The 22756-nt window shown below is 68.4% G+C and carries 19 protein-coding genes and 1 riboswitch; of the genes, 5 read left to right on the top strand and 14 right to left on the bottom strand.

Features of this window, described 5'->3' with window-relative positions; genetic code table 11:
* Positions 1–86 precede the first annotated feature (86 nt).
* A riboswitch (SAM riboswitch) is annotated at positions 87–204 on the bottom strand.
* A gap of 85 nt (positions 205–289) precedes the next feature.
* The 5 genes from trpD to ctaE all read right to left on the bottom strand — a co-directional run bounded on the left by trpD (position 290) and on the right by ctaE (position 5644).
* A complete protein-coding gene (gene trpD / locus OHB49_RS30395; RefSeq protein WP_313936917.1) occupies positions 290–1354 on the bottom strand; it encodes an anthranilate phosphoribosyltransferase in 1065 nt (354 codons plus the stop codon).
* Positions 1355–1477: 123 nt separating this feature from the next.
* A complete protein-coding gene (gene qcrB / locus OHB49_RS30390) occupies positions 1478–3103 on the bottom strand; it encodes a cytochrome bc1 complex cytochrome b subunit (protein ID WP_313936918.1) in 1626 nt (541 codons plus the stop codon).
* Positions 3100–4155 (bottom strand): cytochrome bc1 complex Rieske iron-sulfur subunit, encoded by a 1056-nt coding sequence (gene qcrA, locus OHB49_RS30385; protein ID WP_329164132.1) that lies wholly within the window; start codon positions 4153–4155, stop codon positions 3100–3102. Before qcrA ends, qcrB begins: the two co-directional genes overlap by 4 nt.
* Entirely contained in the window at positions 4152–4961 is an 810-nt protein-coding gene (gene qcrC, locus OHB49_RS30380) for a cytochrome bc1 complex diheme cytochrome c subunit (protein ID WP_313936919.1), read from the bottom strand. The genes qcrA and qcrC overlap by 4 nt, the downstream gene beginning before the upstream one ends.
* A 62-nt stretch (positions 4962–5023) precedes the next feature.
* Positions 5024–5644, bottom strand: a complete 621-nt coding sequence (ctaE, locus tag OHB49_RS30375) for an aa3-type cytochrome oxidase subunit III (RefSeq protein ID WP_030933584.1) — start codon at positions 5642–5644, stop codon at positions 5024–5026.
* A 187-nt stretch (positions 5645–5831) separates the two neighbouring features.
* Between ctaE and OHB49_RS30370 the strand changes: the two genes are divergently transcribed.
* Positions 5832–6233 (top strand): hypothetical protein, encoded by a 402-nt coding sequence (locus tag OHB49_RS30370; protein ID WP_329164131.1) that lies wholly within the window; start codon positions 5832–5834, stop codon positions 6231–6233.
* Positions 6234–6317: 84 nt separating this feature from the next.
* On the opposite strand, the gene OHB49_RS30365 is transcribed toward OHB49_RS30370, so the two are convergent.
* From OHB49_RS30365 to ctaC, 4 genes are all read right to left on the bottom strand, one after another.
* Positions 6318–7568 carry a L,D-transpeptidase gene (locus OHB49_RS30365; protein ID WP_329164130.1) on the bottom strand — a complete coding sequence of 417 codons (1251 nt, stop codon included), beginning with the start codon at positions 7566–7568 and terminating at the stop codon, positions 6318–6320.
* Between the two features lie 108 nt (positions 7569–7676).
* Positions 7677–8075, bottom strand: a complete 399-nt coding sequence (locus OHB49_RS30360) for a cytochrome c oxidase subunit 4 (RefSeq protein WP_030973012.1) — start codon at positions 8073–8075, stop codon at positions 7677–7679.
* Positions 8072–9808 (bottom strand): aa3-type cytochrome oxidase subunit I, encoded by a 1737-nt coding sequence (gene ctaD / locus OHB49_RS30355; protein ID WP_313936920.1) that lies wholly within the window; start codon positions 9806–9808, stop codon positions 8072–8074. The genes OHB49_RS30360 and ctaD overlap by 4 nt, the downstream gene beginning before the upstream one ends.
* Entirely contained in the window at positions 9805–10767 is a 963-nt protein-coding gene (ctaC, locus tag OHB49_RS30350; RefSeq protein WP_030970789.1) for an aa3-type cytochrome oxidase subunit II, read from the bottom strand. The genes ctaD and ctaC overlap by 4 nt, the downstream gene beginning before the upstream one ends.
* Positions 10768–11036: 269 nt before the next feature.
* On the opposite strand from ctaC, the gene OHB49_RS30345 reads away from it, so the two are divergent.
* Positions 11037–12419, top strand: coding sequence for a cysteine desulfurase/sulfurtransferase TusA family protein (locus tag OHB49_RS30345; RefSeq protein WP_030970787.1), 1383 nt, complete (start codon positions 11037–11039; stop codon positions 12417–12419).
* Here OHB49_RS30345 and OHB49_RS30340 read toward each other — a convergent pair whose 3' ends face one another.
* Positions 12420–13394, bottom strand: coding sequence for a carbohydrate kinase family protein (locus tag OHB49_RS30340; RefSeq protein WP_030970785.1), 975 nt, complete (start codon positions 13392–13394; stop codon positions 12420–12422). It abuts the gene before it with no gap.
* A gap of 160 nt (positions 13395–13554) precedes the next feature.
* Here OHB49_RS30340 and OHB49_RS30335 point away from each other — a divergent pair, with 160 nt between their 5' ends.
* Together OHB49_RS30335 and OHB49_RS30330 are read left to right on the top strand one after the other, a co-directional pair.
* Positions 13555–13752 (top strand): hypothetical protein, encoded by a 198-nt coding sequence (locus OHB49_RS30335; protein ID WP_329164129.1) that lies wholly within the window; start codon positions 13555–13557, stop codon positions 13750–13752.
* A gap of 153 nt (positions 13753–13905) precedes the next feature.
* A complete protein-coding gene (locus tag OHB49_RS30330; RefSeq protein WP_329164128.1) occupies positions 13906–15375 on the top strand; it encodes a hypothetical protein in 1470 nt (489 codons plus the stop codon).
* 121 nt (positions 15376–15496) lie between these two features.
* On the opposite strand, the gene OHB49_RS30325 is transcribed toward OHB49_RS30330, so the two are convergent.
* Positions 15497–15853 (bottom strand): HesB/IscA family protein, encoded by a 357-nt coding sequence (locus OHB49_RS30325; protein ID WP_030970782.1) that lies wholly within the window; start codon positions 15851–15853, stop codon positions 15497–15499.
* A 298-nt stretch (positions 15854–16151) separates the two neighbouring features.
* Here OHB49_RS30325 and nadA point away from each other — a divergent pair, with 298 nt between their 5' ends.
* A complete protein-coding gene (gene nadA / locus OHB49_RS30320) occupies positions 16152–17339 on the top strand; it encodes a quinolinate synthase NadA (protein WP_313936925.1) in 1188 nt (395 codons plus the stop codon).
* 98 nt (positions 17340–17437) lie between these two features.
* On the opposite strand, the gene OHB49_RS30315 is transcribed toward nadA, so the two are convergent.
* From OHB49_RS30315 to OHB49_RS30305, 3 genes are all read right to left on the bottom strand, one after another.
* On the bottom strand, positions 17438–20593 hold the full coding sequence (locus OHB49_RS30315; RefSeq protein WP_329164127.1) for an efflux RND transporter permease subunit: 3156 nt from the start codon (positions 20591–20593) through the stop codon (positions 17438–17440).
* Positions 20594–20758: 165 nt separating this feature from the next.
* Positions 20759–21454, bottom strand: a complete 696-nt coding sequence (locus OHB49_RS30310) for a response regulator (protein WP_030970779.1) — start codon at positions 21452–21454, stop codon at positions 20759–20761.
* Positions 21451–22719 (bottom strand): sensor histidine kinase, encoded by a 1269-nt coding sequence (locus OHB49_RS30305; protein ID WP_030970778.1) that lies wholly within the window; start codon positions 22717–22719, stop codon positions 21451–21453. The genes OHB49_RS30310 and OHB49_RS30305 overlap by 4 nt, the downstream gene beginning before the upstream one ends.
* Between the last annotated feature and the right edge of the window lie 37 nt (positions 22720–22756).

Here is a 22756-nt window from a genome sequence, read left to right as displayed (position 1 = left end):
GGACCGGGCCCTATCGCATTCGCTTGCTCACAAGAGGCTCCTTGAGGACCAGGACCCCAGGGATGTGACATTCACAGATGTCGAGGGGTCCGCGCTTGCCGCAGACCTCGCTGCCTACGGCCTGGTCTTCACCCGGGGCACCCCGCCACGGACGGAGGGTTGCCGGACAGCGGGCCGGGGCCGTAGTCGCTGTCACTCATGACCTGCCCAGCATCTTGCCATACGTGGGTCGACGCGCAAGGCGCAGTCCAAGATCTGGACTGCGCCCCGGTCGGCATTTCCCGTTCGGTCAGGCGTTGCTGACCGTCACCCAGCGCTCCAGCGCCGCCCGGGCCGCACCCGAGTCGATGGACTCGGCGGCCTTGGCGATCCCGGCGGCCAGCTGCTCGTTCAGAGTGCCCTCACCCGGGTCCAGCGCCACCAGCGCCGCCGCCGAGTTGAGCAGCACCGCTTCGCGCACCGGACCGGTCTCACCGGCCAGCAGCCGGCGGGCCACATCGGCGTTGTACGAGGCGTCGGCGCCGCGCAGCGCCTCGACGGGGACCAGCTGGAGGCCGACGTCGCGCGGGTCGAAGGCCTCCTCGCGCACCTCGCCGTCCCGGACCACCCAGATCCGGGAGGTCGCCGTGGTCGTCAGCTCGTCCAGACCGTCGTCGCCGCGGAAGACCAGCGCCGAGTTGCCGCGCGCCGCGAGCACGCCCGCGACGATGGGGGCCATCTTCAGATCGGCGACACCGATGGCCTGGGAGCGCACCTGGGCGGGGTTGGTGAGCGGACCGAGGATGTTGAACGTGGTCTGCGCGCCGAGCTCCTTGCGGGCCCGTGCCGCGTACCGCAGGGCGGGGTGGAACTTCACCGCGAAGCAGAAGGTGATGCCTGCCTCCTCCGCCACCTCGACGACGCGCTGCGGGGCCAGCTCCAGATTGACGCCGAGCTTCTCCAGGACGTCGGAGGCGCCGCTGGCCGAGGAGGAGGCGCGGTTGCCGTGCTTGACGACCTTGGCTCCGGTGCCCGCGACGACGATCGCGGACATCGTGGAGATGTTGACCGTCTTGGCGAGGTCGCCGCCGGTTCCGACGATGTCGACCGTGCGGCCAGGCACCTGGATCGTGGTGGCGTGCTCGTACATGGCGCGGACGAGTCCGGTGACCTCGTCGACGGTCTCGCCCTTGGCGCGCAGGGCGACGGCGAAACCGGCGATCTGCACGTCGGTCGCCTCGCCGCTCATGATGTTGTCCATCGCCCACGCGGTGTCGTCGGCGGTCAGGTCCTGGCCGCGCAGCAGGGCGTTCAGTACGCCGGGCCAGGAACGAGCCGCCACGCTGTCGCCGCCGACCGGGGTCACAACGTTCATGGTCCGCTCCTGGGGGTCCACAGCCGAAAAGGTATGGACCCCACCCTATCGAGCGCCCGGGACAGCAAAGAGCCCCGTCCATCGAATGGACGGGGCTCCCGCTGTGGCGATCAGTTGAGGCGATCAGTGGTGGCCGTGGCCGCTGGTGATCTCCTTGTACTCCTCGGCAGTGGGCTTTTCGATCTGGTTGTGCTCGCCGAAGTAACCCTTGCTGAGCTTGGCCCGCAGCCTCTGCATCGCGGGCACCTTGCGCTCGACACCGTTCTCGTCGACCGTCGGACCGATCTCGACCGGCTTGTACTGCTCGTGCGCGGTGAGCGTGTGCAGCTGCGCGGGGTTGAGCGGCTCGTGGATCTCGACGAACTCACCGTGCGGCAGGCGCTTGATGATGCCGGACTCGCGTCCGTGCAGCACCTTCTCCCTGTCGCGGCGCTGAAGGCCGAGGCAGATCCGCTTCGTGACGAGGAACGCCAGGACCGGGCCCACGAAGATGAAGATCCGGACGAACCACGAGATGGAGTTCAGCGAGAGATCGAAGTGCGTGGCCCAGAGGTCGTTACCGCCGCCGATGAAGACGACGATGTACTCCGTGATCCAGGCGACGCCGAACGCCGTCCGGGTCGGGGCGTTGCGCGGGCGGTCCAGGATGTGGTGCTCGCGCTTGTCCCCGGTGACCCAGGACTCGATGAACGGGTAGACCGCGATCACGGCCAGCACCAGGCCGAAGGCCATCAGCGGGATGAACACACCCAGGACGAGCGTGTGACCCCACAGGTTGATCTCCCATCCCGGCATCACGCGGATCAGACCCTCGGCGAAGCCCATGTACCAGTCGGGCTGGGCGCCGGTGGACACCTGGTCCGGACGGTACGGACCGATGGCCCAGATCGGGTTGATCGAGGCGATCGCCGCGATGACCGCGATGACACCGAAGACCAGGAAGAAGAAGCCTCCGGCCTTCGCCATGTAGATCGGCAGCAGCGGCATACCGACGACGTTCTTGTTCGTGCGGCCGGGACCCGCGAACTGCGTGTGCTTGTGGAAGAAGACCAGGATCAGGTGGCCGACCACGAGACCGAGCATGATGCCCGGCAGCAGCAGGATGTGGATCGAGTAGAACCGGGCGACGAAGTCGCCGCCGGGGAACTCTCCGCCGAACAGGAACATCGAGATGTACGTGCCGACGATCGGCGTGGCCAGGATCGCGCCCTGGGTGAAGCGGACACCCGTACCGGAGAGCAGGTCGTCCGGGAGCGAGTAGCCGGTGAAGCCGGTGAACATACCCAGCACGAACAGCAGGAAGCCGAACAGCCAGTTGATCTCACGCGGCTTGCGGAAGGCACCCGTGAAGAAGACGCGCATCATGTGCACGAACATGGCGGCGAGGAAGATCAGCGCGGCCCAGTGGTGGATCTGGCGGACCAGCAGACCACCGCGGATGTCGAAGCTGATGTCCAGCGTCGAGGCGTAGGCCTCGGACATCCGGATGCCCTGCATCGGCTCGTACGAGCCGTGATACACGACCTCGTTCATGCTCGGGTGGAAGAACAGCGTCAGATACACACCCGTGAGGATGATGATGATGAAGCTGTAGAGGGCGACTTCACCGAGCATGAAGGACCAGTGGTCCGGGAAGATCTTGCGCATGTTGGCCTTGGCCAGGGAGTAGATCCCGAGCCGGCCGTCCGCCCAGTCGGCCACCCGCTCGCCGGCGGGCGCCTTGCGCTTCGTGTCGGTCGCAGTACTCATCCGCGCTCCCAGAATGCAGGACCGACGGGCTCTTCGAAGTCACCGAGCGCCTCGAGGTTGCCCTCGCTGTTCACACCGATCCGCAGCTGCGGAAGGGAGTGACCGGCCGGACCGAAGATGACGCGGGCGCCGTCGGAGAGGTCGAAGGTGGACTGGTGGCACGGGCAGAGCACGTGGTGCGTCTGCTGCTCGTACAGGCTGATCGGGCAGCCGACGTGGGTGCAGATCTTCGAGAAGGCCACGATGCCCTCGTGGGCCCACTCGCGCTCGCGCTTGTCCTTGATGTTCTCCGGCTGGATACGGATGATCATCAGCGCAGCCTTGGCGATCTGCGTCTGGAAGTCGTGAGCGTCCTCCGTCAGGCCCTCGGGCATGGCGAAGGTCAGCGAACCGACGGCGACGTCCTCGGGACGCAGCGGCTCCATCGTGTTCATGTTGATGAGCTGCTTGCCCTTGGACCACAGCGTCTGACGGAGCTTCTTCTCCGGCAGCGGGCCGAGGTCGCGCAACAGCATCACGCCGGAGAGCGGCACCAGGGCCAGCGCACCGAACAGGGTGTTGCGGATCAGCTTGCGCCGGCCGAACGCGGACTCCTCGGCACCGGCCGCGAAGTCGGCGAGGACCTTCGCCTTGACCTCGGGCTCCGCCTCGATGGCGTGCCGGTCGTCGGCGACCTCCTCGTCGGACATCAGGGTGCGCGCCCAGTGGACGGCGCCCGCGCCGATCGCGAAGAGGGCCACGCCCAGGGTCAGCCCGAGGGAGAAGTTGAGCGCGCTCACATGGCCGAACGGCCAGATGAACACGATCTTGTCCACCGGGAAGATGACGTACGAGGCGATGAAGCCGATGGTCGCCAGCATGGACAGCACGAACAGGAACGCGACCGTACGCTCGGAGCGCTTCGCGGCCTGTTCGTCGATGTCCTGGATGCGCGGCCGGTGGGCCGGCAGCCCCGGGTCGGCGAACGGGTCGTCCGCGCCCTCTACCGCGCCGTGCGCGGCTTCCTGCTCAGCGGGCAGGTTCTCTTCTGGAATCTTCTCTTGGCTACTCATGACTTCTTGGCCTTAGCGGTGTGGGCCGCGACCCAAACGGCAACTGCGACGAGTGCGCCCAGACCGAAGATCCAGGCGAACAGACCCTCGCTGACCGGACCGAGCCCGCCCAGCTTGAGGCCACCAGGGGTCTCGGACTCGGCGCTGTTCACGGTCTTGACGTACGCGATGATGTCCCGCTTCTGCTGCTCGGGCATCGTCGAGTCGGGGAAGGACGGCATGCTCTGCGGGCCGGTCTGCATGGCCTCGTAGATGTGCTTCGGGTCCACGCCCTCAAGGCTGGGCGCGTACTTGCCCTTCGTCAGGGCACCGCCCTCGCCGGTGAAGTTGTGGCACTGCGCGCAGTTGGTACGGAACAGGTCGCCACCCTTGGCGATGTCCGCACCGTCAGGGCTGACCTGGTCCTCGGTCGGCACGATCGGGCCGGCGCCGAGCGACGCGACGTACGCCGCGAGCTGGTCGATCTCGGCCTGGGTGTAGATGACCTTCTTCTTCGGTACCTGGGCACCCGGCTGCTGGGCCGGCATACGGCCCGTGCCGACCTGGAAGTCGACGGCGGCAGAGCCCACGCCGACCAGGCTCGGCCCGTCGGACGAGCCCTGACCGCCGGCTCCGTGGCAGCTGGCGCAACCGACGGAGTACAGCTTCTTGCCCTCATCGATGGCGAGGGACTGGGCGGTGTCGTCGGCCTGCGCCTTGCTCGCGGGCGCAAACGCGGCGTACAGCCCCCCAGTAGCCGCAAGCGCGAGGAGTAGTACGACGACCGCCGCCAACGGATGGCGTCGTCGTGCGGAGAGCTTTTTCACGGATTACCCCGGTGTCAGGATCTTCTGCGTCGATGCTGGATGTGGTTCGGGTTCGAGCCCGGTTACTTGATCATGTAGATCGTGGCGAAGAGGCCGATCCACACGACATCGACGAAGTGCCAGTAATAGGACACGACGATGGCAGCGGTCGCCTGTTCATGGGTGAACCTCTTGGCCGCGTATGTCCTGCCCAGTACGAGCAGGAAGGCGATGAGACCGCCTGTCACATGCAGACCGTGGAAGCCGGTGGTCAGGTAGAACACCGAGCCGTACGGGTCGGAGGACAGCGAGAGGCCGTCCTTCTTCACCAGCTCGGTGTACTCGAAGACCTGGCCTCCGATGAAGATCGCACCCATCACGAACGTGATCACGAACCAGGCACGGAGCTTCTTCACATCGCCCCGCTCCGCGGCGAAGACGCCGAGCTGGCAGGTGAGGGAGGAGAGCACCAGGATCGTGGTGTTCGTCGCCGAGAACGGGAAGTTCAGGGCGGAAGCCATTTCCTTCCAGTGGTCGGGTCCCATCACCGATCGGAGGGTGAAGTACATCGCGAAGAGGGCCGCGAAGAACATCAGCTCGGAACTCAACCAGATGATGGTTCCGACGCTGGTGAGGTTCGGTCGATTGACCGACGGGTGCGCGTGCCCGGTTTCTACTGTCGTTGCTGTCGCCACGACCGACATTATGTCGGTCGCTTATCCCGCCCTCACTCCGGGGGGTGCCGTTCGGTGTGTCAGCAGGGTGTGTCCTGCCCGAACGGCCCATCGAATCGGTGTCATTACCGGTGCTGACACGCTGTCGGTCGGAGTACGATCCGCGCATCGGTTCATGGCCCGAGAGCCCCGAAGACACAGATGTCACGGAGGAACAATGCAGCCGACCGCCACGGTCCTGGTCTACAGCGACGATGCCAACACCCGTGAGCAGGTGAGGCTCGCCGCCGGTCGCAGGCCTGCGGCGGACGTGCCACCGGTGGAGTTCGTGGAGTGCGCCACGCTGCCCGCCGTCCTGACCGCGCTGGACAACGGCGGCATCGACGTGTGCGTGCTGGACGGCGAGACGGCTCCGGCGGGCGGCATGGGCGTCTGCCGGCAGATCAAGGACGAGATCTTCCGCTGCCCGCCGGTACTGCTGCTGATCGGGCGCCCGCAGGACGCCTGGCTGGCCACGTGGAGCCGCGCGGACGCCGCGGTGACCCTTCCGGTCGAGCCGGTCGAGTTCGCGGACGCCCTGGCCGCTCTGCTGCGCAGCAGGCTCTGCGTACAGTCCTGAGTCCTGCTGCAGCCCGGCCCGCGGTTCCGCCGCGGGCCGGGCTGCTTCATGTCCCTTCGAGGTTCGGCGCACTCCCCTGGCCGGTCAGACCTCGGGGCGCAGGCGCGCCGCCTCCACCGTCGACCCGTCCGGGGTGGCGTTGTTCTGCAGGGCGCTGCCCTGCTGCCATTTGGCCCAGGACAGGTTCCAGTCGCCGTAGCCGTTGTCGAACGGCGTCATCGTGGCGCCCTGGCTGCCGACGACCGAGACGAGGTCGCCCTCGCGCACGGTGTTGAAGAACCACTGGGCCTGGGCGTTGCTCATGCCCGTACAGCCGTGGCTGACGTTCGCGTACCCCTGTGAGCCGGTGGACCAGGGGGCGGCGTGCACGTACTCACCGCTCCAGGTGACGCGGGTCGCGTAGTAGACCATCAGGTCGTAACCGTCGCTGGAATTCTCCGAGATGCCGATGGTCTCCCCGCGCATGCGTACGGAGTACTCCTTGCTCAGCACGACTTTGACACCGTTGCGGGTGTCGAAGCCGGGCCTTCCGGTGGTCACCGGAATGGTGTTGATCACTTCTCCGTTGCGCTTGACCGTCATGGAGTGCGCGGCGGCGTCGGTGATGGCCTCGATACGGTCGCCGGTAGTGATCTTCAACGCCTTCGTGGGGGCTCCGTACAGCCCCTTGGTGACCCTGATGCCGGCCATGTTGCTGCTGACCTCGATCGTTGCCCGGGCCGGCCAGTACGTCTGCGGGCGGTAATGCAGGATCTTGTCGTCGACCCAGTACCAGGAGCCCGTCACGGAGGGCGTGGAGCGGACCTTCAGTGCGCGCTCCACGGTGGCCCTGGCGGCTTTGTCCTTGACCGGAGCGCTGAGTTCCGCCGTAATGGGCTGTCCGACGCCATAGGTGCCCGCGTGCGGGCCGAAGGTGACATTCAGGAGCTTCTTCGCCGGGGCCGTCTCGAAGGAGAGCGTACGGCTGCCCGGAGCACCGTCGTCGTCCTCGACGCTGACCCTGACGGTGTAGCGGGTGCCGGCCGCGAGCGGGACGGTGGAGTGCCAGCGCAGCCCGTCGGCCGAGAGTTCGCCCGCGAGGTGGCGCCCGGCGGTGTCCACCGCGGCCACGTCCGTGATCCGGCCGTCGTCACCGCTGGCGGTCACTTCGAGGGGCTTGTCGGGATCGGCCTTCTTGTTGCCCTCAGGGGCGTTGGAGGTGATCTCGTCCGCCGCGTCGTACGGCTGTTCGGCGAGTGGATGACCGTGTGGCCCACCACAGGCGGTCGCCCCTGCAACCAGGGTCATGACCAGCAGCGTGCAGCTCACTACGGGACGAATGCGCGGCGTGTTCATGGTCACCACGCTAAGAAGATTCATCAGTTTCAGCGCGCGGGGTGACTGCAAACGGGGGACCCGCACCTCTCACATGAGAAGTGCGGGCCCCCGTCAGGTGGAGCGGTGTCACTGGGTGCGGTTCTCACCGCGGTAGTACTCGAAGACCCAGCCGAACAGGCCGATCAGGATGACCGGGGCCGAGAAGTAGAGCAGCCACCATCCGAAGATGACCCCCATGAAGGCGAGGGCGCCACCGACGGCCAGCGAGAGCGGCTGCCAGCTGTGCGGGGAGAAGAACCCCACCTCGCCGGCCTCGTCCGCGACATCGGCTTCCTTGTTGTCCTGAGCCATCGCGTCGACCCGCTGCGCCGTGAAGGCCAGGTAGAAGCCGATCATGACGCTCAGGCCGAAGGCCAGGACGAGCGCGGTGGTACCGGCCGGCTCCTTCGACCACACGCCGTAGGTCACTGCCATGGCGAGGATGAAGACGCTCAGCCAGAGGAACATCTTGCCCTGGATCTTCACTTGCCGGCCTCCTTGCCACCCGCGAGGGCCTTGTCAGCCTCGGAGTGATGCTCCAGCTGCTCGAGCGCCGAGATCTCCGGGTGGTGCAGGTCGAACGCCGGGGATTCGGAACGGATCCGCGGCAGGGTGAGGAAGTTGTGCCGCGGCGGCGGGCAGGAGGTCGCCCACTCCAGCGAACGGCCGTACCCCCACGGGTCGTCGACCTCGACCTTCTTGCCGTACTTGGCGGTCTTCCACACGTTGTAGAAGAACGGCAGCATCGACAGGCCGAGCAGGAACGAGGAGATCGTCGAGATCGTGTTCAGCGCGGTGAAGCCGTCGGCGGCGAGGTAGTCCGCGTAACGACGCGGCATGCCCTCGGCACCGAGCCAGTGCTGCACCAGGAACGTCCCGTGGAAGCCCACGAACAGCGTCCAGAACGTCATCTTGCCGAGCCGCTCGTCCAGCATCTTGCCGGTGAACTTCGGCCACCAGAAGTGGAATCCGGAGAACATCGCGAAGACCACGGTGCCGAAGATGACGTAGTGGAAGTGCGCGACGACGAAGTACGAGTCCGAGACGTGGAAGTCCATCGGGGGCGAGGCCAGGATGACGCCGGTCAGACCACCGAAGGTGAAGGTGATCAGGAAGCCGACGGCCCACAGCATCGGTGTCTCGAAGGACAGCGATCCCTTCCACATCGTGCCGATCCAGTTGAAGAACTTCACACCGGTCGGTACCGCGATGAGGAACGTCATGAACGAGAAGAACGGCAGCAGCACACCGCCGGTGACGTACATGTGGTGCGCCCACACGGTCACGGACAGGCCCGCGATGGCGATCGTCGCGCTGATCAGGCCGATGTAGCCGAACATCGGCTTCCGGCTGAACACCGGGATCACTTCGGAAATGATTCCGAAGAATGGCAACGCGATGATGTACACCTCTGGATGGCCGAAGAACCAGAAGAGGTGTTGCCAGAGCAGTGCGCCGCCGTTGGCCGCGTCGAATACATGCGCCCCGAACTTGCGGTCCGCCTCCAGCGCGAAGAGCGCGGCGGCGAGCACCGGGAAGGCCAGCAGGACCAGCACACCGGTCAGCAGGACGTTCCACACGAAGATCGGCATGCGGAACATCGTCATACCGGGTGCGCGCATGCAGATGATCGTGGTGATGAAGTTGACCGAACCGAGGATCGTGCCGAAGCCGGAGAAGGCCAGACCCATGATCCACATGTCGGCGCCGATACCCGGCGAACGGACCGCGTCCGAGAGCGGGGAGTAGGCGAACCAGCCGAAGTCGGCCGCACCCTGCGGGGTGAGGAAGCCGGCCACCGCGATGATCGAGCCGAAGAGGTACAGCCAGTACGCGAACATGTTCAGCCGCGGGAACGCCACGTCGGGCGCGCCGATCTGCAGCGGCATGATCCAGTTCGCGAACCCGGCGAACAGCGGCGTCGCGAACATCAGCAGCATGATCGTGCCGTGCATCGTGAACGCCTGGTTGAACTGCTCGTTCGACATGATCTGCGTGCCGGGACGGGCCAGCTCGGCGCGCATGAAGAGCGCCAGCAGACCGCCGATGCAGAAGAACGCGAACGACGTGACCAGGTACATCGTGCCGATCGTCTTGTGGTCAGTGGTGGTCATCCACTTGACGACGACATTTCCCGGCTGCTTGCGCCGGACCGGCAGCTCGTCCTCGTACGAGTCGTCTGCTGCCGCGGCACCCTGAGATTCGTTGAGAATGCTCACAGTTTGTTCGTCTCCGCATTCCTGGCCGGGTTCGTCTGCTCGATACCGGCCGGCACGTAGCCCGTTTGGCCCTTCTTGGCCAGCTCCTTGAGGTGCGCCTGGTAGCGCTCCGGGGAGACGACCTTGACGTTGAAGAGCATCCGGGAGTGGTCGACGCCGCAGAGCTCGGCGCACTTGCCCATGAAGGTGCCCTCCTGGTTGGGAGTCACCTCGAAGGAGTTGGTGTGGCCCGGAATGACGTCCTGCTTCATGAGGAACGGCACCACCCAGAAGGAGTGGATGACGTCACGCGACGTCAGAATGAAGCGGACCTTCTCGCCCTTCGGCAGCCACAGGGTCGGGCCCGGGTTGCCGTTCTGCGGGTTCCGGGTGCCCGGGACGCCGACGTCGTAGACGCCGTCCGCACCCGGCGGGAACTGCTTACGGAACCGGTCGGGGATGGCGTCGAGCTCCTTGGGGATCTCGTTGCCCGTGGCGGTCGAGCCGTCCACGTTCTCGATGTAGTTGAAGCCCCAGCTCCACTGGTAGCCGACCACGTTGATGGTGTGGGCGGGCTTCGCCGAGAGCGAGAGGATCTTCGATTCATCGCGCGCGGTGAAGTAGAACAGCACCGAGACGATGATGAGAGGGACCACGGTGTACAGCGCCTCGATGGGCATGTTGTACCGGGTCTGCGGAGGAACCTCCACCTTGGTGCGGCTGCGCCGGTGGAAGATGACGCTCCACAGGATCAGGCCCCAGACCAGCACACCCGTGGCGAGCGCTGCCGCCCACGAGCCCTGCCAGAGGGAAAGGATCCGTGGTGCCTCTTCCGTTACCGGCGTGGGCATACCAAGGCGGGGAAAGTCCTTGTATGTGCAACCGGTGGCGGTCGCCAGGATCAGGCCCGCAGTCAGCACCTGCGGCAGCTTCCGCCGCATCGGGCGCCGCGACGAGCGGTCGGAGCCGTTGGGACTCACGTAGCGCCTTCCCGAGAGTCTCGCCCGCGCGTTCGGCGCGGCCGTCTCGTTGGTCGGTCGCCGCCCTGACGCGGGCAGGGGTTTGGATGTTTATGCGGACCAAACCCTACTGGACGCTATTTGGGGTCGCGCGGGGAGGGTGCCCAACGCGCCGCCCGTAACCCCGAAGGGGTGGAATCCGGGCCTCCGGCCGCCATCTGACGGGCCCTCTCCTGGCTGCGCGACCGGCCCGTCCCGACATGCTGGCGGGCGCGAGCTAGCGTGGACGTGTGCCCTACTTCGACGCCGCATCCTCCGCCCCCCTGCACCCGGTCGCCCGCCAGGCGCTGCTTGCCGCCCTGGACGAGGGCTGGGCCGACCCTGCCCGGCTGTACCGGGAGGGGCGGCGGGCGCGGCTGCTGCTGGACGCGGCCCGGGAGGCCGCCGCGGAGGCCGTGGGGTGCCGCCCCGACGAGCTCACCTTCACCTCTTCGGGGACGCGGGCGGTGCACTCCGCGATCTCCGGAGCGCTCGCCGGGCGTCGGCGTGTCGGCCGCCACCTGGTGGTCTCGGCGGTCGAGCATTCGTCGGTGCTCCATGCGGCTGCCACGCATGAGGCACAGGGCGGGACGTTCGCCGAGGTGCCGGTGGACCGGGCGGGGGCGGTGAGTGCGGCGGCGTACGGGGAGGCCCTGCGCGAGGACACCGCACTGGCCTGTCTGCAGTCCGCCAACCACGAGGTCGGTACGGAGCAGCCGGTGGCCGAGGTCGCGGAGCTCTGCCGGGCGTCGGGCGTACCCCTGCTGGTGGACGCCGCGCAGTCGCTGGGCTGGGGTCCGGTGCCGGCGGGCTGGTCACTGCTGGCGGCGAGCGCCCACAAGTGGGGCGGGCCTTCGGGGGTGGGGCTGCTCGCCGTGCGCAAGGGGGTCCGGTTCGCTCCTCAAGGCCCGGCGGACGAGCGGGAGTCGGGGCGGGCCGTCGGCTTCGAGAACATTCCCGCGGTCCTGGCGGCGGCGGCGTCGCTGCGCGCGGTCCGTGCGGAGGCGGCGGCGGAGTCCGTACGGCTGCGGGCACTGGTGGACCTGATCCGGGCGCGGGTGCCGGAGCTGGTGCCCGACGTGGAGGTGGTCGGTGATCCGGTGCGGCGGCTGCCGCATCTGGTGACCTTCTCCTGTCTCTATGTCGACGGGGAGACCCTGCTCCATGAACTGGACCGGGCGGAGTTCTCCGTATCGTCCGGTTCGTCCTGCACCAGCAGCACGCTGACGCCGAGCCATGTGCTGAGGGCGATGGGGGTGCTGTCGGAAGGGAACGTCCGGGTGTCCCTGCCGGCCGGCACCACGGCGGAGGACGTCGACCGCTTCCTCCGGGTGCTGCCGGGGGTGGTGTCAGAGGTACGGGAGAAGCTGGGCGCGCCCGTTTCGGTGGCCCCCTCCCCCGCGGCCACCACGTCCCTGGTCGTCGACTCCCTGGGCAAGAGGTGCCCGATCCCGGTGATCGAACTCGCAAAGGTGATCGGAGAGGTACCGGTGGGCGGGACGGTGACCGTGCTCTCCGACGACGAGGCCGCGCGGCTGGACATCCCGGCGTGGTGCGTGATGCGTGAGCAGGAGTACGTGGGTGAGCAGCCGGCGGACCGCGGCTCGGCCTATGTGGTCCGCCGGCTGTCCTGACTACGCGAGGTGGGCGCGGACCTCGGCGGCGGCGTCGTGGCCGTACGCCTTGGTGAAGCGGTCCATGAAGTGGGTGCGGCGCAGGGTGTACTCCTGCGTGCCGACCGTCTCGATGACCAGCGTGGCGAGCATGCAGCCGACCTGGGCGGCCCGCTCCAGGCCGACGCCCCAGGCAAGACCGGAGAGGAATCCGGCACGGAACGCGTCGCCGACGCCGGTCGGGTCGGCCTTCGTCTCCTCCTCCGGGCAGCCGACCTCGATGGTCTCCTGGCCGGCCCGCTCGATCCGGACACCGCGGGCGCCGAGCGTGGTGACGCGGTGGCCGACCTTGGCGAGGATCTCCTCGTCCGTCCAACCGGTCTTGGACTCGATGAGCCCCTTCTCGTACTCGTTGGAGAAGAGGTACGTGGCGCCGTCGAGGAGGATCCGGATCTCATCGCCGTCCATCCGGGCGATCTGCTGCGAGAAGTCGGCGGCGAACGCGATGCCGCGCGAGCGGCACTCCTCGGTGTGGCGGAGCATCGCCTCGGGGTCGTCGGCGCCGATCGAGACGAGGTCGAGCCCGCCCACCCGGTCGGCGACGGCCTTCAGCTCGATCAGCCGGGCCTCGCTCATCGCGCCCGTGTAGAAGGAGCCGATCTGGTTGTGGTCGGCGTCCGTCGTACAGACGAAACGGGCGGTGTGCAGGACTTCGGAGATCCGGACCGATCCGGTGTCCACACCGTGCCGGTCGAGCCAGGCGCGGTACTCGTCGAAGTCGGAGCCCGCGGCGCCGACCAGGATCGGGCCGGTGCCGAGGAGGCCCATGCCGAAGCAGATGTTGGCAGCCACACCGCCCCGGCGTACATCGAGGTTGTCGACCAGGAAGGAGAGCGAGACCGTGTGCAGCTGGTCGGCGACCAGCTGGTCGGCGAAACGGCCCGGGAAGGTCATGAGGTGATCGGTGGCGATGGAGCCGGTGACTGCGATGCGCACGGGGAGACTGCTCCTGCGGAGGTCGAGGGGAACGGGTGACTGCGCTCCCGGGACGGCGTGACAGTCCACGCTACCCGTTCGCCGCACTCGCCTTGAAGGGGGAAAAACTACCCGATAGTAGGTCTTTTATCCTGAGGCTCGCGGTGCCTACGGTGCGGACATGTCGAAGAACATCGCCCCGCGCGAGTCCGAGATCAGCCTGGCCGAGCTGCGCGGTGACTGCGCACGGATGGCTCCGCACTGGGTGGTACCCGCCACGGCCGCTCCCACCCCTGTGGCGCCGTCCCTGATTCACGGCGTGACCGTTCCGCCCGCGTCCGCACGGCTGATCGACTCGATGGCCGAGTACGGCGACTGAGAGCGGCGGCCGCTCGCACCGGACACCCCCCGAATGCCCCATGGGGGAACCGAGAGCTCCTGTGCTCCGTCCCACCGTTGTCCCCGACTCGCGGGACAGGCGATGACCGTGCGACGGTCACGGTGACGGCAACGCAGTCGAAGGAGCGATCCGGTGAGCACCGAGCGACCCGACAACGACGTGATCCGCCCCCGACGGCGGTCCCGGCTGGCCGTCGCCTCGGTGGCGGCAGCGGTGCTGCTGGCCGGGGGCGGCGGTGCGTACTGGGCCGCCACCGCGGCGGACGAGGGGGGCAGCCGGTCGGGCGGCAGTGACGACGCGGCTCCCTTGCTCGCGCTCGACGAGACGCCGGGCGGCCCGGACAGCCCGACGACGCCCCCCGAGGGCATTGCTGTCGGCGAGCCCGATCCGGGTGGCGGCGGTGTGGTCTACCGCGCGGCCGGCAAGCTGCCCGACGGGCCGGACACGGCCGCTGTCCACCGCGCGAAGGGCACGGTATCGGCGGCGGAGGTGGCACGGCTGGCGAAGGCACTGGGCGTGGCGGGTACACCGCAGGCCGAGGGCACGGTCTGGAAGGTGGGTTCCGACGGGGACGGCTCAGGTCCACTGCTGCGGGTGAACAAGCAGGCGCCGGGCACCTGGACGTTCGCCAGGTACGGCTCCGGCGGGACGGACAACTGCCAGAGCACCACGGTGTGTTCGAGCAAGGACATGGCGCCGGGCGGCGCGGGGTCGCCGGTGAGCGAGAAGGCGGCCAAGGCCGCCGCCGCGCCCGTACTGAAGGCGGTCGGTCAGGACGACGCGGCTCTCGACGCCCGCCAACTGATGGGCCCGGTACGGGTGGTGAACGCGAACCCGGTGGTCGACGGGCTGCCCACCTACGGCTGGGCGACCGGTATCCAGGTGGGCCCCGACGGTGAAGTGACCGGTGGCAGCGGGCAGTTGAAGGGCCTCGAGAAGGGCGCCGAGTATCCGGTGATCAGCGCGGGGGACGCGCTGAACCAGTTGAACAGGGCGGGGCGGGCGGACGCTCCGCGCAGCGGCATCGGGGGGTGTGCCACCCCCGTACCACTGGAGGAAGGCAGCCTGAAGTCGCCGGGGAACAGTTGCGGGACGCGGACCGGGGCGGAGCGTGGGACGACGACCGTGACGGTCGACAAGGCGGTGTTCGGCCTCGCGATGCGTTACGTGGAGGGCGAGCAGACGCTCGTACCGTCATGGCTCTTCTCGGTGCACCCGGCCGCGGGCGGAACGGGCAACACGGTCACGCAGGTCGCGGTGGACCCGGACTCGCTGGCGAAGCCCTCGAAGACCCCGACGCCCCGGAAAACTCCGAGCCCCGGCCCGGGGGACGACGCACGGTCCCAGCAGCCGCTCATCTCGTACAGCGCCGACGGGCGGACGCTCGAGGTGGCGTTCTGGGGCGGGGTGTGCAGTACGTACGCGGCGAGCGCGTCCGAGAGCGCGGACGCGGTACGGGTGACGATCACCGAGTCGAACCCCGACCCGAAGAAGGTCTGCATCATGATCGCCAAGAAGCTGACGCGAACGGTGACGCTGCACGCGCCGCTGGGTGACCGGAAGGTGCTCGACACGACGGGCGGCGTGGTGCCGCGCGGCTGAGGGCTGTGCCGTAATCCCTGGCGGGCGCACGACGGCAGGTACGACAGAAAAGGCGATGGCCCCCGGGATTCCGGGGGCCATCGCCTTCTGCGGGTACCGCTGCCCGCTGTCGCCTTCGCTCCTAGCTGAAGGAGTCGCCGCAGGCGCAGGAGCCCGTGGCGTTCGGGTTGTCGATGGTGAAGCCCTGCTTCTCGATGGTGTCGACGAAGTCGACGGAGGCGCCGCCCAGGTACGGAGCGCTCATCCGGTCGGTGACGACCTTGACGCCGTCGAAGTCCTTCACGACATCGCCGTCGAGCGAACGCTCGTCGAAGAAGAGCTGGTAGCGCAGGCCCGAGCAACCGCCGGGCTGGACGGCGACGCGCAGCGCCAGGTCGTCACGGCCTTCCTGCTCCAGCAGGCCCTTGACCTTGGCTGCGGCGGCGTCGGACAGGAGGATGCCGTCGCTCACGGTGGTGGTCTCGTCCGATACGGACATCTGCTTCTCTCCCGGGTTGTACGGACTGCTTGCCGACGTTGCAACCGTCGGGACCGCGGATTCATTCCGGGCCGAGCGCTTGCCTGTTCCTTTCATGCTCGCACACCGGTCCGGGAAGCGTCCGCGAGCGGGGGGCATCACGGACCCGGGACGGGATGCGTCACATCGACGCGATCGGTGTCGTCAAAGTGACATGAAGCAGATATGATAGATAGCGTCAAATAGACGAAAAGACTTCCCGGTGCAGGCCCCGGCTCCCCTGGAGCGGCTTCACCGCACTGACCGCAGAACAGAAAGGGTGCGTGACGTGACCACCGCCCAACCACTGGACGTCCAGCCGACACCTCTCGCCCTGCTGCTCCTCGGCCGCGATGCCGACCCCAGGAGCGAGCGCGGCGTCGAGTGCCCTGGCGATCTGCCCTCCCCGTCCGACCCGGACCTGGTGGAGCGCGCCCGCGCGGCCAAGGAGAAGCTCGGGGACAAGGTCTTCGTCCTCGGCCACCACTACCAGCGCGACGAGGTCATCCAGTTCGCGGACGTCACCGGCGACTCGTTCAAGCTCGCCCGCGACGCGGCCGCCCGGCCCGAGGCCGAGTACATCGTCTTCTGCGGCGTGCACTTCATGGCCGAGTCCGCGGACATCCTGACCACCGACGACCAGAAGGTCGTGCTGCCGGACCTGGCCGCGGGCTGCTCGATGGCCGACATGGCCACTGCCGAGCAGGTCGCCGAGTGCTGGGACGTGCTGACCGAGGCCGGGGTCGCCGAGCAGGTCGTCCCCGTCTCCTACATGAACTCCTCCGCCGACATCAAGGCCTTCACCGGCCGGCACGGCGGCACGATCTGCACCTCGTCCAATGCGAAGCGGGCCTTGGAGTGGGCCTTCGAGCAGGGCGAGAAGGTGCTCTTCCTTCCCGACCAGCACCTGGGCCGGAACACCGCGGTCCGGGACATGGGGATGACCCTGGAGGACTGCGTCCTCTACAACCCGCACAAGCCGAACGGCGGCCTCACCGCCGAGGAGCTGCGGAACGCGAAGATGATCCTGTGGCGCGGGCACTGCTCGGTGCACGGGCGCTTCTCGGTGGAGTCCGTCAACGATGTGCGCGAGCGCATCCCGGGCGTCAATGTCCTGGTGCACCCCGAGTGCAAGCACGAGGTCGTGGCGGCGGCGGACTACGTCGGCTCGACGGAGTACATCATCAAGGCCCTGGAGGCGGCGCCGGCCGGCTCGAAGTGGGCGATCGGCACCGAGCTGAACCTGGTACGGCGCCTGGCGAACCGGTTCGCGGCGGAGGACAAGGAGATCGTCTTCCTCGACAAGACGGTCTGCTTCTGCTCGACGATGAACCGGATCGATCTGCCGCACCTGGTGTGGACACTGGAGTCGCTGGCCGAGGGCAACCTGGTCAACCGGATCGAGGTCGACCCGGAGACGGAGAAGTACGCGAAGCTGGCGCTGGAGCGGATGCTGGCACTCCCGTAAGCGTTGCGCCTGGGGGCGTCGCCCCTCCCCACCCGGCCGGAGACACGCGAAGGCCCCGGCACCGTCGAAACGGTGCCGGGGCCTTCGCGTGCCCTGCGTTATGCCTTCGCGGGCTCCGGCTCCTCGGAGGTGGTCTCCTCCGGCTGGGCCGGGGCGGACGGGCCGGCCTTCTTCGCGCGCTTGATCGCCTTCTTCTTCGCGCGGCGCTCCTTGCGGAGCTCCACCATCGCGTACAGCGTCGGCACCAGGAGCAGCGTCAGCAGCGTCGACGTGACCAGACCGCCGATCACCACGACCGCGAGGGGCTGCGAGATGAAGCCGCCCTCGCCGGTGACGCCGAGCGCCATCGGGAGCAGGGCGAAGATCGTCGCGAGTGCGGTCATCAGGATCGGGCGGAGACGGTGGCGGCCGCCCTCGATGACCGCTTCGACGATGCCCATACCCTGCGACCGGTACTGGTTGATCAGGTCGATCAGCACGATCGCGTTGGTCACCACGATGCCGATCAGCATCAGCATGCCGATCATTGCCGGTACGCCCATCGGGGTGCCGGTGACGACCAGGAGGCCGATGGCGCCGGTCGCCGCGAACGGGATGGAGACCAGCAGGATCAGCGGCTGGACGAGCGAGCGGAACGTCGCGACGAGCAGCATGAAGACGATCGCGATCGCGGCCAGCATGGCCAGACCGAGCTTCATGAAGGCGTCGTTCTGGTCCTCGGAGACACCGCCGATGGTGGCGGTGGCGCCGTCCGGCAGGTCCAGGGCGTTGATCTTCGACTGGAGCGAGGTGCTCACCGCGCCGGTGTTGTCACCGGTGGGGCGGGCGGTGATCGTGGCGGCGCGCTGGCCGTCGATCCTCGTCATCGAGACCGGTCCGGGGACCAGCTTCACCTCGGCGATCTGACCGAGCTTGACCCGGCCGAGCGAGAGGTTCTTCAGCTCGTCCATCGTGGTGGCCGGGCGGGCGGACTTGATGACGACGTCGCGCTCGGTGTCGTCCATGATCGCCTTGCCGGACGGGGTGCCGCGCACCGCTCCGGCGACAGCCGCACCGAGCGTGGTCTGGTTGAAGCCGGCGGCCGCGGCCTTGGCATTGGCCTTGACCGAGATGCGCGGGACGGACTGCGCCAGGTCGCTCTGGACGTCGGTGACGTCCTTGAGCTCGGCCACCTGCGCCCGCACCTCTTCGGATGCCTTCTTCAGGGTGTCCGCGTCGGCGGACTTCACCACGACGCTCAGGTCCTGGCTGCCGAAGCCGTCGCCCGCGGCGATGGTGGTGTCACCGATGCCGTCGAGCTTGCCGAGGCCCTCGTCGATGCGCTTCTGGGTGGCGTCGAAGTCGGCCGAGTCCTTCAGAGTGACCTGGTACGAGGCCTGGTTGGATCCCGTACCGCCGCCGAAGGCCGCCATGAAGCCGGAGGAGCCGACGGTGACCTGGTAGTCCTTGACGCCCTTGTCGCCGTCGAGGAGCGTCTCGACCTTCTTGGCCGCCTCGTCGGCGGCCGCCAGGCTGGTGCCGGGGACCAGCTCCTGCTTGATGGAGAGGACTTCCTGCTCGCCCTGGTCGAAGAAGTTGGTCTTCAGCAGCGGGGCCATGCCGAAGGTGCCGAAGAGCACGGCGACGGCGATGACGATGCTGGTGACACGGCGCCGGGTCGCGAAGCGCAGCACCGGGACGTACAGCCGCTGGAGCCGGCTGCGGGCCTCCTTCTCCTCGGCCTTGCGACGGGCCTCGTCCGGGTTCTCCGTGCTGCCCTTGGGGGCGCGCAGGAACCAGAACGACAGGACGGGGACCACGGTCAGCGAGACCAGCAGGGAGGCGAGCAGGGCCGCGGTGACGGTCAGGGAGAACGACCCGAACAGTTCGCCGACCACGCCGCCGACCAGACCGATCGGCAGGAAGACGGCGACCGTGGTGAGGGTCGAGGAGGTGACCGCGCCGGCCACTTCCTTCACCGCGGTGATGATCGCGGACTGGCGCTCCTCGCCGTATCCGAGGTGACGCTTGATGTTCTCCAGGACGACGATCGAGTCGTCGACGACGCGGCCGATCGCGATGGTCAGCGCGCCGAGCGTGAGCATGTTGAGCGACAGGTCGCGGGTCCAGAGCACGATCAGGGCGAGGACCACGGAGAGCGGGATGGAGACCGCGGTGACCAGCGTCGAGCGGAGCGACGCGAGGAAGACCAGGATCACGATGACCGCGAAGAGCAGGCCGAGCGCGCCCTCGGTGGTCAGACCGGAGATCGCCTTGGAGACGGCGGGGCCCTGGTCGGAGACGACGGTCAGTTCGGCGCCTGCGCCGAGGTCCTTGCGAAGGTCCGGGAGCTTGTCCTTGACGGCGTCCGAGATGGCGACGGCGCTGCCGTCCTTGTCCATCGTCGCCATCACGGCGAGGCTCGGCTTGCCGTTCGTCCGGGTGATGGAGACCGCGCTGGCCGGCTCCTGCTTCACCGTGGCGATGTCACCGACGCGGACGGGCTTGCCGGGCTTGCCGGCGGCCGGGTTCTGACCGGCGACCCGCAGGTCCTCGATCTGCTTCAGCGAGGTGAAGGCTCCGCCGACCTGGACGGTGCGGCTCTTGCCCTGCTCGGAGAAGGAACCGGCCGGGACCGTGGCGCCGGCCGCCTGCAGGGCCTGGGCGAGAGATCCGGCGTTCAGTCCGGCGGCCGCGAGCTTCTTGTCGTCGGGGGTGACGGAGACCTGGAGATCCTGGACACCGTCGACGGTGACCTGGCCGACACCGTCGATGTCCTCCAGGGCGGGGACGACGGTGCGGTCCAGCTGGTCGGCGAGCGCCTGCTGGTCCTTGTCGGACGTGACGGCGAGGACGACGGTCGGGATGTCGTCCGTCGAACCGGCGATGACCTGCGGGTCGACATCGTCGGGCAGCTGGACGCGGGCGCGGTTGACCGCCTGCTGGATGTCGGCGACCAGCTGCTTCGTGCCCTCGTCGCCGAAGTCGAAGGACGCCATGATGACGGCGTTGCCCTCGCTGGCGGTCGAGGTGACGCCCGTGACTCCGTCGACGGACTTGATGGTGTTCTCGAGCGGTTCGACGACCTGCTTCTCGACCACATCGGGAGACGCACCCTGGTAGGGGGCGAGCACCGACACCATCGGGAGCTCGATGGTGGGCAGCAACTGCTGCTTGAGCTGCGGGATCGCGATCGCTCCGAAGACGAGCGCGACGATCGAGATCAGCCCGATCAGGGCCCTTTGCGCGAGGCTGAATCTGGACAGCCAGGACATGGGTGGGTCTCTCTTCTGTGGCTTACGCGGCAGGTGGGCGGGTGACTCGGGGACAGACCCGGCCCAGCTATACGATCGCTCATCCGACGGGGCGAAAGCGTCGGCCCCAGGGTCGCATTCTTATGCGGCGCATACCGCAGGTGGAGTACGCCGCTGCTCCACCCGCTACTCCACCCGAGGGCGCACCAGGCCCGATTCATACGCAATTACCACCAATTGAGCCCGGTCACGGGCACCCAGCTTCGCCATCGCCCGGTTCACATGGGTCTTGACGGTGAGCGGGCTCACGACCAGACGTTCGGCGATCTCGTCGTTGGAGAGCCCGCCCGCGACGAGGACCAGCACCTCACGTTCGCGGCCGGTGAGCGCGCCGAGCCGCTCCGAGTACTCGGCGGCACTCGGTCCCGAACCGTCCGAACTGCCGCCCTGCGCAAGGAAGGTGGCGATCAGCCCCTTGGTCGCGGCCGGGGAGAGCAGCGCCTCGCCGCCTGCGGCGATACGGATGGCATTGAGTAGTTCATCCGGTTCCGCCCCTTTGCCGAGGAAGCCGGACGCGCCGGCCCGCAGCGACTGCACCACGTACTCGTCGACCTCGAAGGTGGTGAGCATGACGATCCGCACGCCTGCCAACTCCGGGTCGGCGCTGATCATCCGGGTCGCGGCGAGCCCGTCCGTACCGGGCATCCGGATATCCATCAGCACCACGTCGGCGCGCGTCGAGCGGGCCAGCGCCACGGCTTCGGCGCCGTCCGCCGCCTCGCCGACCACCTGCATGTCGGGCTCGGAGTCGACCAGCACCCGGAACGCGCTGCGCAGCAGCGCCTGGTCGTCGACGAGCAGGACCCTGATGGGCGGTGTCATGGGCGTTCCCCCGTCCGGCCCGCCGCGCCCGGCGACTCCGGCTCTCCCGTGCGGGCCTCGACCGGCAGGATCGCATGAACCCTGAATCCGCCGCCGTAGCGGGGCCCGGCGGTGAGAGTGCCACCGAGGGCGGTGACGCGTTCGCGCATGCCGAGCAGTCCGTGGCCGCCGCCGTCGGCGGCAGTAGCCGCGTCTTCGGCCCGGCCCGTGCCGTTGTCGAGGACCGTCACCTCGGCCGTCCCCCCGACCCGTACGACACTCACCTCGGCCTTCGCCCCGGGGCCCGCGTGCTTCTGCACGTTGGTCAGCGCCTCCTGGATCACCCGGTACGCGGCGAGATCGACGGCTGCGGGCAGCGGGGTCAGCCGGTCGGCGCACGCCACCTCGACCGGGAGTCCGGCTCTCCGGACCTTGTCCACCAGTTCCCCGAGGACGGCGAGGCCCGGGGCCGGCTCGGTCGGCGCCTCCGGGTCGCCGGACTGGCGCAGCAGCCCGACGGTGGCGCGGAGTTCGCCCAATGCGGAGCGGCTGGCCTCCCGGACGTGGGCCAGCGCCTCCTTCGCCTGGTCGGGGCGCTTGTCCATGACGTGGGCGGCGACCCCGGCCTGCACATTGACCAGAGCGATGTGGTGGGCGACCACGTCGTGCAGATCGCGGGCGATCCGCAGCCGTTCCTCGGCGACCCGGCGGCGCGCCTCCTCCTCACGGGTGCGCTCGGCCCGTTCGGCCCGTTCCCTGATCGCGTCGACGAACGCCCGCCGGGACCGGACGGCGTCCCCGGCCGCACCGGCCATGCCGGTCCAGGCGAAGACCCCGAGGTTCTCCTGGCTGTACCAGGGGGAAGCACCGAAGAGCATCGCGGACGCCGCCAGCACGCTCATGGTCAGCAGGCCGACCCGCCAGGTGGTGGGCCGGTCGGTGGTGGCGGCGACCGTGTACAGCGCGATGACCGCGCTCATCACCACCGGGGCGGGCGGGTCCACCAGCACGAACTCGACGATCGCCAGCGCACCGGTGGCGGCGAGCACCGCCATGGGGTTGCGCCGCCGCAGCACGAGCACGGCAGCGCCCAGCACCATCAGGACCACGCTGGCCGCCTCGGGCGTGCGGGTGCCGAAGCTGGGCCCGTTCGGGGCGTTCGGGTCGGTGAACGACCCGGCGATCATCGCGGCGAGCACGGCCACGGCAAGCGCGCCGTCGAAAGCGAGGGGATGGTCGCGCAGCCAGCTCCGCACGCGCAGGAACCCGGTTCCGAGGGTGGTCACGTCAAGCAACGGTACGGCGTGTCGTGCACGGATCCGG

The organism is Streptomyces sp. NBC_01717 (assembly GCF_036248255.1).
Taxonomy (GTDB): domain Bacteria; phylum Actinomycetota; class Actinomycetes; order Streptomycetales; family Streptomycetaceae; genus Streptomyces.
Note: the sequence above shows the minus strand (reverse complement) of the source record. Positions and strands in the feature narration are given on the sequence as shown.